Below are 12,072 nucleotides of genomic sequence, written 5' to 3'. Positions count from 1 at the left end.
CATCTGCCCGATCCTTCGTTCAGGAAAGTGCCTGCCACGGCACCCCGGCCAGCACCGCCCGGCCCTGGACGGCCAGCTCAGCCGACCCCGCCAGCGGGTGGGCGTCGATGGCTTCCAGCGCCCAGATGCCACTGGCGTTGCAGGCCAGCGCCGCATGCATTCCCCCAAGCTCCGCAAGCGCGACCGGCCGCACCACCTGTGGACCGGGCCAGTGCGCCTGCAGCAGCGCCTCGGCGGTCCCGCGCAGGGCCGGGGCCTGCGGCCAGATCAGCTGCTGCCCATCATGCAGGGCCAGGTTCCAGGTGGTGCCCTCGCTGATCTCGCCAGCAGCATTCACGAACAGCGCATCGTCGAAGCCCTCGGCCAGCGCGGCGCGGCGCTGGGCGAACAGGCCGAAGGTGCCGACATGCTTGATCTGCGGCAGTTCGCGCTGCCAGATCACGCTGCGCACCCGTTTCGGGGCCACCAGCGTCACCGGCGCGGACACCGCCACCAGCACGTCGACCGGCACCGGCGCCAGCGGATCACGGAAATCGAAGTGGCGCGAGTACACCGTCACCCGCAGCGAGGCATCGCCCTGCCCCGCCTGCTGTAGCGCCTGCGCCATCCAGACCTGTACCTGCGCCGCATCCAGCGTGCTGCCGAACAGTTCGCGCGTGGCCTGCGACAGTCGCGCCAGATGCAGGTCCAGCCCCTGCACCGCGTACCCGCGCACCTGCAACGAGGTGAAGTGGCCGTAGTTGACCAGTGCCGGCAGCAGATCCCCGACCTGCGCGGGCCTGCCGTTGCAGGTCACCGTCATCGCAGCAGCGCCTGCGCCTGTTTCCACATCCCGCGCAGCACGCCGGCCGCTGGCTGTGCCGGGGCCATCCACGCCGACGGCACCGGGCAGGCGCCGGCCATCGGTGCCAGCAGGATCGGAAGCTGCAATGAAAAACGCCGACAGAAGGTGTCGGCGCGCTCAAGAATCGGCGATGCGTTCACGCGACATACCTGTGGGAGAAGTCACCGCCCAGCATACGCCAGTGGCCGCGACCGGATCCGCAGACCCGGTCGCGCAAGGATCAGCGCGCCACCACCGCGTAGGTGCGCACCAGCTGGCTATCCATTTCCTCGTTGAACTGGAAGGTCACATAGCGCGCGTCGTCTGCGGCGAACTCCACCTCGGCCGTTGCACGGCCGATCTCGGTGCCGTCTGCGTCCAGCGCGCGCGCCACCAGCTTGCCCTTGAAGGCCTTGTCGGCCACCACATACACCGCCGCCTCCTTGGAACCCATGCCACGGCTCTTGCCCAGGGTCACGGTCAGGCCATGTGCGGCCAGACCCGGATCAGCCTGCAGCGTCACGTTCATGCGCTTGTCCACGCCCTCGCCCAGGCCCGCAACGAAATCAGCCGCCGTGCCACTGATGGCACTGCCGGCCTTCTGCGACACCGAGGTGTCGTCCTTGCATGCAGTCAGGCCCAGGGCCAGGACCATCACCACGATCACTCTGTTCATGAACATTCCCTTGTCAGATACGGCGGGTAGTCAAGCAATACGGACCGGGACACGCAAGTGCCGATCCAGGCACCTGCGTCCGCCCTCACGTCGATCAACGGAACGGCAGGCCGCCACGGCCCCCCATCGCGCCCATCATGCCCTTCATGCTGCGCAGCATGCCCTTCATGCCGCCGCCGGCCATCTTGCTCATCATCTTTTCCATCTGCATGTACTGCTTCATGAGCTTGTTGACGTCGGCCGGGGTCACGCCCGAGCCCTTGGCGATGCGCGCGCGGCGCGAGCCGTTGAGCAGGTTCGGGTTGCGGCGTTCCTTCTTGGTCATCGAGCCGATGATGGCGATCATGCGCGGCACTTCCTTGCCCTGGCTGACCTGCTGCTTGAGGTGGTCCGGGATGTTGCCCAGGCCCGGCAGCTTGTCCATCAGGCCGCCGATGCCGCCCATGTTCTGCATCTGCTCCAGCTGGTCACGCATGTCATTGAGGTCGAACTTCTTGCCCTTGGCGACCTTCTCGGCCAGCTTCTGCGCCTTGTCCTTGTCGACCTGCTGCTCGACCTGTTCCACCAGCGACAGCACGTCGCCCATGTCCAGGATGCGGCTGGCGATACGGTCGGGGTGGAACACATCCAGGCCGTCGGGCTTCTCGCTGACACCGACGAACTTGATCGGCTTGCCGGTGATGTAGCGCACGCTCAGCGCGGCACCGCCACGGGCATCACCGTCGGTCTTGGTCAGCACCACGCCGGTCAGCGGCAGCGCATCGCCGAAGGCCTTGGCGGTGTTGGCCGCGTCCTGGCCGGTCATGGCATCGACGACGAACAGCGTTTCGGCCGGGTTGACCGCCGCGTGCAGGGCCTTGATCTCGGCCATCATCGCTTCGTCGATGGCCAGGCGGCCGGCGGTATCGACCAGCAGCACGTCCACGAACGACCGGCGCGCATCGTCGATGGCCGCGCGCACGATGGCTTCCGGCTTCTGGTCGGCGCTGGACGGGAAGAACAGCACGCCCACCTGCTCGGCCAGGGTCTTGAGCTGCTCGATCGCGGCCGGACGGTAGACGTCGGCCGACACCACCATCACCTTCTTCTTGCGCTTTTCCTTCAGGTGCTTGGCCAGCTTGCCGACCGTGGTCGTCTTGCCGGCGCCCTGCAGGCCCGCCATCAGGATGATGGCCGGCGCCGGCACGTTGAGGTTCAGGTCGCTGGCGGCGGCGCCCATGACGGCGGTCAGCTCGTCGCGCACGACCTTGATCAGCGCCTGGCCCGGGGTCAGCGACTTGAGCACTTCCTGGCCGACCGCACGCACCTTGATGCGCTCGATCAGCGCCTGCACCACCGGCAGCGCGACATCGGCCTCCAGCAGGGCGATGCGCACTTCGCGGGTGGCTTCGCGGATGTTTTCCTCGGTCAGGCGGCCGCGGCCACGCAGGCGCTCGATGGTGCCGGAAAGACGCTGGGTCAGGGACTCGAACATTGCGGTGCAACCTGTCTGGAACGGGGACAATAAGGCAGACAGTATACCGGTTCGTCCCCCGGCCCCGGGATGCGCTGCGGCGGGCGTCGCCAGCCATGCAGGGGTATGCGAAACTGCCACGATGACAATCGTTCTCATCGCCGCCCTGCTCTACCTGGCCGCCGCCGGCCTGCTGGTACGCGCGCTCAGCCGCGACGAGGCCGGCGCTTCCCCGGCCTGGCTGTGGCCGGCCCTGCCGGCGATGCTGCTGCATGGCATCTACCATGTGCTGGTGGCCGTGCGCACCAGCGGCGGGCCGGACATGCATTTCTTCGCGGCGCTGTCACTGGTCGGCCTGGGCATGGCCTGGCTGACTTCGCTGGTGGGCGCGCGTGGGCGCATGGCGACCCTGGGCGTGGTGGTGTTCCCGCTGGCGGCCCTGCTGCTGGCCGCCTACCACGGCTATGGCCACGAACCCAGCAAGGTGCTGGGCTGGCGCCTGGCCAGCCATGCCTGGCTGGCCCTGCTGGCCTATGCCACGCTGAGCATCGCCGCGCTGCTGGCCATCATGCTGTGGCTGCAGGAACGTGCCCTGCGCCGTCGCGACTTCCGCCCCTGGCTGCGCGCCCTGCCCCCGCTGGCCGACCTGGAATCCCTGCTGTTCCGCGTCATCACCGTGGGGTTCGCACTGCTGACCCTCACCCTGGTCACCGGCGTGCTGTTTGTCGATGACCTGCTGGCGCAGAAGCTGGTGCACAAGACGGTGCTCAGCGTGCTGTCGTGGATCGTGTTCGGCGTGCTGCTGATCGGCCGCCGCCGCTACGGCTGGCGCGGGGTGAAGGCGGTGCACTGGACGCTGACGGCGATGGTGCTGTTGCTGCTGGCGTTCTTCGGCAGCCAGTTCGTGATCGAGCTGGTGTTCGGGCATACGCGCTGACGCGCGGAGCCGGCAACTGCATCCACGCATGGCGTGGATCTACGAGAAGCCGCTCATCCACGCAGGGCGTGGATCTACCCGAAGCCGGGTAGCGGACCGGGGTCCGCCCCCTTCTTCCGCCGTTACAGGCCGTACTGCTCGATCACATCCAGATGCGGCTGGCGATCCTGGTCACAGGCTTCGGCCAGGCGCAGCCAGCACAGCGGGTGCGCCCAGCCGGCGGTGGCCTGCTGCAGGAACCGGTGCAGGGCCAGCGGTGCGTGGTCCTGCGGCTGGGCAACGGTGAACAGCAGGCCCGGCAGCGTGTCCTGCTCCTCATTCCCTGCAGGATCGGTGACGGTGTAATCAGCCTGGCTGTGCGCCCAGGCCTGCCAGCCCTGCGCCTCGGCCGCTTCGACGAAGGTGTTCCAGGCCTCTTCGCCGGGGTGTGCACCATCCACCAGCCAGCTGCGCGCGTAGCCACCGCGCTCCAGCACATGCACCCGCGTATAGGTGGGAATGAACTGCCGGCGCGCCTCTTCGTCCTCCGGCGCCGGATGCACCAGCGCGGCGTCGAACACCACCCAGTCACCTACCTGCTGCGCACGGTGGGCCGGTGCGTTCTCGACGATGCGCGCGGTCACCGGGCCACTGCGGCGGGCGTAGTAGTCCACCGGCTCGCCCTGTTCGTGGCTGCGGATGATCACCCAGCCCCACGGTTCTTCGACCACGCCGTCCTGGCTGGATAGCTCCATGCCGATGGCTGCGGCCGACTGGCGTACCGCCTCCCAGTCACCGGCGGCGCTGGCGGCACTCATGTGGTCCCAATGGGCGGCGTTGGGCTCTTCCAGCAGACCCACCAGCTGCGCGTAGCAGGCCTGTGCCTCGGCGAAGCGGCCAGTATCCATGTACATCCGCGCCAGCGTGCCGCGCGCGCCGTGGGAACCGGGCGACAGCGCCAGCAGCGCCTGCGCGGCCTGTTCCAGCGCGGGCCAGTCCGCGACGTGCCGTGCACGCTGCACGTCGCACCAGTGCGCGAACACCGGCACCGTGCCACGGAAGACATCGGCGAGTCGGCGCAGGCCATCGTCGTTGCCCTGCTCGGCCAGCAGGCGCATCAGGCTGTAGGCCGGGGCACCATCGTCCTGCGCATGGCCCCGCACGAATGCCCACAGCAGCGCCTGCGCGTCGTCCCGCGCGCCACAGGCATTGAGCGCGGACGCGGCGACATCGGCCAGGCCGGCATCATCGGGGCACTGCGCATGCGCCTGCAGCAGCCACTGCGCCTCCCGCTCGGGATCACGCGCCTGTGCCTGGGCGCCCTGCGCTTCCAGCCAGGGCAGCAGTTCGGCCGCCGCCACCGGCAGCGGCGTGATCTCCGGCAATGCATCGATGCGGGCAGCCAGCGCCGCGATCTGCGCCGCAGCGCCGCGGTCCTGCCGCAGCAGGGCCAGGTGGGTGCGGGCCAGGCCAAGCTGGCGCTGCGCCACCCAGCGCGCGCCGCGTTGCAGCGCAAGCGCCAGGCTGAGCGATGCGATCTCGATCACCAGCCGGTGCGCGCCGACCTGCGCGAAGTGTTCCAGGATCGTGTTGAAGCGCGTGCCCAGATCCCAGGTGTTGCGCGCCGGATCACGCTGGCACAGCGCTGCCGCCGCCTGCGCCCACAGGCGCCAGTAATTCGGGGTCAATTCGGCCCAGGGCACCAGTTCCTGCAATGCTTCTTCATCACGTTCCAGCTGCGCCAGTGCCCAGGCTTTGGACAGGCGGCGCGGCACGGTGCAGTTGGCCGGCTCGTACTCGCCCGCCGCAGCCACTTCGGCCTCACGCTGCTCGATCAGCACCAGCGCCTGCGCGGCCTGCCCGGTGGCGAGCAGGATCTTGATCTTCATTTCCGGGAAGCTGTCGAACACGTCCTTGCCGCAGGCCTCCACGGCATCGGCCTGCTGCTGCAGGTACGCCAGCGCCTCCCCGCCACGGCCATCATCGAGCAGGGCATCGGCCTTCTCGCAGCTCAGGCACTGGAAGCAGGCCCAGCTGGGATCGATGCGCCCCAGCGTTTCGTCGCAGACCTCGATGCGCTCGGGCACCCAGCCCGGGCCATCGATGTTGCCGTAGCAGGCGGCCAGATCCTGGGTCACGCAGATCGACTGCGGGCATTCCAGGGTGTCTTCGCGGTGCGCGCGCTCGAACAGCGCCACCGCATCGCCCAGGGCGCTCTCGCCTTCCACGCGGTTGCCCACGCGGTTGCGCAACGCCCAGTGGCCGACATAGACATCGACCCAGGGGTTGTCCAGCGCCTTGCCCAATGCGCGCGCTTCGGGCAGCAGCGCATCGACGCGGTCCACCTGCAGTTCGCTGACCTCGTCGGCCAGCCGGGTCAGCAGCTGTGCGTTCTGTGCCTGGCCGGCCTGACGCAGGTCGTCCTGCAGCTTTTCGACCCAGTTCCAGATATCCATGGGGAAATACTCCTGTCTAGCGAAGGCTGGATGAGAGGGAAATTCAGCGCAGCATCTGCTGCAGGGCGGCGGCGATATCGGTGAAGGCCGCATTGAGGTCCGGCCCGGCCGCAGCCGCATCACGCGCCAGCGGGCGCCCCTGCGCGGACACGATGACCTTCAGCGAGCGCAGCAGCCGCGCCGCTGCCATGGCCTGCGGGTGGCCTTCGCGCTGGGCCTGCAGCAGCGCCTGCACGGCCGGGTTGTCCAGGTTGAGGTACAGCCGCGAGGGCGCCCGTGCCTGGATGCGCGCGGTGAACTGGCGCGCCAGCCGCAGCGCGGCCATCGACACGCGCTTGTCGTTCTCGTCGTCTTCCAGGCGCTGCTTCAGCTCCGCCTCGCGGTCGGGCACCACCACCACCGGCAATGCTTCGGGGCTGAAGCGCGCCGGCAGCAGCTGCTCGCCGTCGCCCAGATGCTCGCGCAGCCAGGCCAGCTGGCCATCGTCCAGACTGTCATCGGCACGGAACAGCGCACGGTTGCCCTGCTCGGTGCCCAGTTCGACCAGGCGCAGGCCCTTGGCCTGGGCCCAGCGGCGCAGGAACGGCACCACCGCGTAGCGATGGCCATGGGCGACCGGCACGCCCATCGCACGGAACAGCATTTCCTCGAAGCCGCCGCCACTGTCCAGGATCACGTGGACCGCACCACGCGCCGGCAGCGCGCTGGCCGGCAGGTCGCCCTGCGAGGTAGGCACGCGCACGTGCTCCAGCAGCAGGTCGAACAGACGCTCGTCGCACAATGCCGCGCCCAGCAGCGCCTCGTTGTGGCGGGCCAGCACGCGCCGCCAGGCTTCCGGCTGCTGCCGCGCGACCTCCACCAGGCCGTCGATCAGCGCCTCGAGCAGCGCATGCTGCACCGCCCGGTACTGGTCATCGCGCTGCAGGTCCTCGCGGCTGGCGGTCGGGGTCAGCCGCGAGGACTCGATCACCCCGCCGACGAACCCGGCCCACGAGGGCAACAGGTCGCGCGCATCGTCATCGAGCAGCATGCCGCGCACGAACACGGACAGGTTGCGGTTGTCGCTGGTGCCATAGGTCGCCCCGTCCTGCACCCACAGCAGGCCGGTGGCATCGCTGAGGCCATCGGCCTGCAGCGGCAGGGTGGCGATGGGCTCGAAGTCATGCTCGAAACGGGCGGCGAACTGCAGTGCCTGGCGGCGTGCCTGCACCGGATGCAACGCGACATCGCCGGCCGCCCGCCACGGTGGTGGCTCGGGGTTGATCGGTTCGGCGGCCGCGCCGATGAAGATCGGCTCGGACAGCAGCGCGCAGTAGCGGCCCAGCACCTCGTGCAGGCGCGCCTCATGGGCCAGCGACAGGAAGTCCGGATGCAGTTCCAGTTCCACCTCGGTGCCGATCGCCCGCGCTGGCACTTCGCTGACGGTGTACTGCTCGGCATTGCTGGACACGTACAGGTGGCCCAGCTCCGGCGTCTGGTAGGAGGTGGTGCGCACGCTCACCTTGCGTGCCAGCACGAACGCCGACAGGAACCCCAGGCCGAACATGCCGATCAGGCCATCTTCATCATCACCGCCCTGGCGCAGGCCACGCGTATAGCCGACGCCGACGGTGGCCAGGTAATCGTGGATTTCCTGGCGGGTCAGGCCGGCACCGGTATCGATGATGCGCAGCACGCCGGCCACGCTGTCCACCTGCACCGAAATGCGCGAAGGCGGTTCGGTACCCGGCTGTTCCAGGCGACGGCGGATGATCGAGTCGTGCGCGTTCTGCACCAGCTCGCGCAGGGCCACCACCGGGGTGGAATACAGGTGCTTGCCCAGCACCGTCATCAGGCCATTGAGATCGACCCCGGCACGACGGATTTCGGCGGCGGGAAAGCTGAGCGGCGTGTCCTGCATGCGATCGGTTACTCCTTGCCACGGAAGGCGCCACAACCGCCTTCATCGAGCCGGGAAAACTAGCACAGGCCAGCTGAGCGGTGTCGTGCCGGCAACCGCATTCCCCCGGTCAGGCCGCGTCGATGGCCTCGGACAGGCGCTCGACCGCAATCACTTCCATGCCCTTCACGCTTCCGCCCTTGGGGGCATTGGCCTTGGGCACGATGGCGCGCTTGAAGCCATGGGTGGCAGCTTCGCGCAGGCGGTCCTCGCCATTGGGCACCGGCCGGATCTCGCCGGACAGGCCGATCTCACCGAAGGCAATGGTCTTCTCCGCCAGCGGACGGTCCTGCAACGAGGACAGCACCGCCAGCAGCACCGGCAGATCGGCAGCGGTCTCCTGCACGCGGATGCCGCCGACCACGTTGACGAACACATCCTGGTCGCCGACCAGCACGCCACCATGGCGGTGCAGCACCGCCAGCAGCATGGCCAGCCGGTTCTGTTCCAGGCCCACGGCCACGCGGCGCGGATTGGACAGCGGCGAGGCATCGACCAGCGCCTGGACTTCCACCAGCAGCGGGCGCGTGCCTTCGCGGGTGACCATCACGCAGCTGCCCGGCTGGTGGGTACTGCCGCCGGACAGGAAGATGGCCGACGGGTTGGAGACTTCCTTCAGGCCCTTGTCCCCCATGGCGAACACGCCCAGCTCGTTGACCGCACCGAAACGGTTCTTGAACGCGCGCAGCAGGCGGAAACGGCTGCCGCTTTCGCCCTCGAAATACAGCACCGCATCGACCATGTGCTCCAGCACGCGAGGCCCCGCGATGCCGCCCTCCTTGGTGACATGGCCGACCAGGAACACGGCCGTGCCGGTCTCCTTGGCGAAACGGACCAGCCGGGCCGCACTCTCGCGCACCTGGCTGACCGAGCCGGGTGCGGCGGTCAGCGATTCGGTCCACAGGGTCTGCACCGAATCGGCCACGATCAGGCGCGGCCCCGCCTTGGACGCATGCTGCAGGATGGATTCGATACCGGTCTCGGCCAGCGCGTTGACGCCGTCCAGCGGCAGTTCCAGCCGGTGCGCGCGGCCAGCCACCTGCGCCAGCGATTCCTCGCCGGTGACGTACAGCACCGGCAGTTCGGCGGCCATCTTCGCCACCGCCTGCAGCAGCAGCGTGGACTTGCCGATGCCCGGGTCGCCACCGACCAGCACCACCGCGCCCTCCACCAGGCCGCCCCCCAGCACGCGGTCGAATTCACCGATGCCGGTGCTGACCCGGCGGTGTTCGGTCTGTTCCACGTCCTTGAGCGCCGTGATCTTCGGCGGGTCCACCTTGCCCGCCCAGCCGCTGCGCCGTGCCGCCGGTGCCTTGGCCGCGGCCGCCGGCTCCAGCACGATTTCCGACAGCGCGTTCCAGGCATTGCATTCGGTGCACTGCCCCTGCCACTTGCTGTACTCGGCGCCGCATTCATTGCAGACATACGCGGTGCGGGCTTTGGCCATCGGGGAGTTTCCTGCTGCTGGGGGGTGCGTGGCAGGATAGCCGAGCCCGGTCGCAACCGCTGCGACCCTCAAGGCCCCGCCCTTTCCGCCGATAGCGGGGGCGGACAAGCGCCCCGGCGCCCCTTTTTCCCGAACCTGGAACCCTGATGACTGGCAGCTACAGCCAGAGCCTGGTCGCTTTTTCCCTGCTGGTGGCGATCCTGGCTTCCTACACCGCCCTGGACATGGCCGGCCGCCTGGCCACCAGCACCGGCAGGGTCGCCCGCTGGTGGCTGGCCGGCGGTGCCGCCGCGATGGGCCTGGGCATCTGGTCGATGCACTTCATCGGCATGCTGGCCTTCGACCTGCCCATTCCGGTGGGTTACGACCTGGCCATCACCGGCTATTCGCTGCTGGTCTCGATCGGCGCGTCGGCCTTCGCGCTATGGCTGGTCTCACGCCCGGTCCTGCCCCGGCGCCGGTTGGCGGCCGGTGCGGTGCTGATCGGGCTGGGCATCGCCTGCATGCACTACCTGGGCATGGCCGCCATGCGCATGCAGCCAGGCATCGACTACCACCCGGGCTGGTTCATCGCCTCGATCGTGGTGGCCATGCTGGCCGCTGGCGCCGCGCTGTGGATCGCGTTCCGGCTGCGCGTGGAAGCACGCAACACCGTGCGCCTGCGCGCACTGGCATCGCTGGTGATGGGCCTGGCCATCGTCGGCATGCACTACACCGGCATGGCCGCCGCCCGCTTCCCGGCGGGCAGCATCTGCGGCGCGGTCGGCGATGGCGGCCTGGATGCGCAGTGGCTGGCCGTGCTGGTGATCGTCACCACGGTCGCCACGCTGGGCATCGCACTGGTGGCCTCGCTGTTCGACCGGCAGATGCGCATGCGTACCGGCGTGCTGGCCGATTCGCTGGCCAGTGCGAACCACAAGCTGCTGCAGGCGGCACTGCACGACCCCCTGACCCAGCTGCCCAACCGCATGCTGCTGCAGGACCGCATCGAGCAGGCCATCGAGGAAGCGCGGCGCCAGCAGCATGCCGTGGCGGTGATGTTCTGCGACCTGGACGGTTTCAAGGCGGTCAACGATGCCTACGGGCACCAGATCGGCGACCGCCTGCTGGTGGCGGTGGCGCGCCGCGTGGGCGCGCTGCTGCGGCCGCAGGACACCTTCGCCCGGCTCGGCGGTGACGAGTTCGTGATCGTGCTGGCCATCGAGGCCCCGGACGATGCGGTGGTGGTGGCCGAACGCCTCATCGCCGCCGTGGCCGAGCCGTTCGTGGTCGATGCGGCCGAACTGCAGGTCAGTGCCAGCCTGGGCATCGCCCTGTACCCGGACGATGCGGCCGGGGAACGCGAGCTCATGGCCCATGCCGATGCGGCGATGTACCACACCAAGCAGGGCGGCCGGAACGGCTACACCTTCTTCACCCCCTCGATGCAGGTCAGCGCCAACCGCCAGCTGCGCCTGCTGCAGGACCTGCGCCGCGCGATCGCCCGCAGGGAACTGCTGCTGCACTACCAGCCTAAGTTCCCGGCGGCCGGCCTGCCCACCACCGGGGCCGAGGCCCTGCTGCGCTGGCAGCACCCGGAACTGGGGCTGCTGACACCGGATGTGTTCATTCCCATCGCCGAACGCAGCGGCCTGATCCTGCCGATCGGCGACTGGGTACTGGACCGTGCCTGTGCCCAGCTGCGCTGCTGGCATGATGCAGGCCACCCGGAATGGACGATGGCGGTGAACCTGTCACCGCTGCAGTTCACGTCCCCTTCGCTGCTGGACAGCGTGCAGGCCACGCTGCAGCGGCATGGCATCGCCCCGCAGAAGCTGACGCTGGAAATCACCGAAACCACGGCGATGCGCGATGTGGAGGCCAGCCTGGCGATCCTCAATGCCCTGTCGGCGATGGGCGTGCACATCGCCATCGATGATTTCGGCACGGGCTATTCGAGCCTGCTGTACCTCAAGCGCATGCCGGCGACCGAACTGAAGATCGACCGCGCCTTCGTGCACGACCTGGAACGCAACGAGGAGGATGCCGCCATCGTGTCCTCGATCATCGCGCTGGGCCGCACGCTGCAGTTGCAGGTCGTGGCCGAGGGCGTGGAGACCCAGGCACAGCGTGATTACCTGAGCGCGCTGGGCTGCGACCAGCTGCAGGGCTACCACCTGGGCCGGCCGATGGCCGCGGACGATTTTCTGCGCACGATGGGGTAAGCCTGCCAGGCATGGCCTGGCACTACCGGGCGCCATGGCCCGGAACGACCGCGGCCGGGCGCACGCACTGGTAGATCCACGCCATGCGTGGATGCTCTCGCCCCAACGCCAACAGGAAACGTCCCACAAACAGAAAGGCCGCCCGGAGGCGGCCTTTC

At 68.8% G+C, this 12,072-nt stretch carries 8 protein-coding genes and 1 pseudogene; 2 read left to right on the top strand and 7 right to left on the bottom strand.

Annotated features, from left to right (window positions below; all coding sequences use genetic code 11):
• Positions 1-19: 19 nt before the first annotated feature.
• The 4 genes and pseudogenes from Q9R17_RS14395 to ffh all read right to left on the bottom strand — a co-directional run bounded on the left by Q9R17_RS14395 (position 20) and on the right by ffh (position 2,973).
• Complete coding sequence (locus tag Q9R17_RS14395) at positions 20-802, bottom strand: aminotransferase class IV family protein (protein WP_308155281.1); 783 nt, start codon at positions 800-802, stop codon at positions 20-22.
• Positions 803-858: 56 nt separating this feature from the next.
• A pseudogene (locus tag Q9R17_RS14390) lies at positions 859-984 on the bottom strand (nitronate monooxygenase); the annotation flags it as partial.
• A gap of 80 nt (positions 985-1,064) precedes the next feature.
• Positions 1,065-1,499 carry a hypothetical protein gene (locus Q9R17_RS14385; protein WP_308155280.1) on the bottom strand — a complete coding sequence of 145 codons (435 nt, stop codon included), beginning with the start codon at positions 1,497-1,499 and terminating at the stop codon, positions 1,065-1,067.
• 94 nt (positions 1,500-1,593) lie between these two features.
• Positions 1,594-2,973 carry a signal recognition particle protein gene (gene ffh, locus Q9R17_RS14380; protein ID WP_308155279.1) on the bottom strand — a complete coding sequence of 460 codons (1,380 nt, stop codon included), beginning with the start codon at positions 2,971-2,973 and terminating at the stop codon, positions 1,594-1,596.
• A gap of 121 nt (positions 2,974-3,094) precedes the next feature.
• Here ffh and ccsA point away from each other — a divergent pair, with 121 nt between their 5' ends.
• Positions 3,095-3,889: a cytochrome c biogenesis protein CcsA gene (gene ccsA, locus Q9R17_RS14375; protein ID WP_308155278.1), complete on the top strand. Its 795-nt coding sequence runs from the start codon at positions 3,095-3,097 to the stop codon at positions 3,887-3,889.
• Positions 3,890-4,011: 122 nt separating this feature from the next.
• On the opposite strand, the gene Q9R17_RS14370 is transcribed toward ccsA, so the two are convergent.
• The 3 genes from Q9R17_RS14370 to radA form a co-directional block, all read right to left on the bottom strand.
• On the bottom strand, positions 4,012-6,324 hold the full coding sequence (locus Q9R17_RS14370) for a hypothetical protein (protein ID WP_308155277.1): 2,313 nt from the start codon (positions 6,322-6,324) through the stop codon (positions 4,012-4,014).
• A 43-nt stretch (positions 6,325-6,367) separates the two neighbouring features.
• Complete coding sequence (locus tag Q9R17_RS14365) at positions 6,368-8,224, bottom strand: ATP-binding protein (RefSeq protein ID WP_308155276.1); 1,857 nt, start codon at positions 8,222-8,224, stop codon at positions 6,368-6,370.
• Positions 8,225-8,333: 109 nt separating this feature from the next.
• Positions 8,334-9,710, bottom strand: coding sequence for a DNA repair protein RadA (radA, locus tag Q9R17_RS14360; RefSeq protein ID WP_308155275.1), 1,377 nt, complete (start codon positions 9,708-9,710; stop codon positions 8,334-8,336).
• A gap of 146 nt (positions 9,711-9,856) precedes the next feature.
• Here radA and Q9R17_RS14355 point away from each other — a divergent pair, with 146 nt between their 5' ends.
• Positions 9,857-11,914 carry a bifunctional diguanylate cyclase/phosphodiesterase gene (locus Q9R17_RS14355; RefSeq protein WP_308155274.1) on the top strand — a complete coding sequence of 686 codons (2,058 nt, stop codon included), beginning with the start codon at positions 9,857-9,859 and terminating at the stop codon, positions 11,912-11,914.
• The last annotated feature ends 158 nt before the right edge of the window (positions 11,915-12,072 follow it).

This window comes from Stenotrophomonas sp. 24(2023) (genome assembly GCF_030913365.1).
GTDB lineage: Bacteria > Pseudomonadota > Gammaproteobacteria > Xanthomonadales > Xanthomonadaceae > Stenotrophomonas.
The sequence above is the reverse complement of the archived record's forward strand: the minus strand, read 5'-3'. Positions and strand labels throughout refer to the sequence as shown.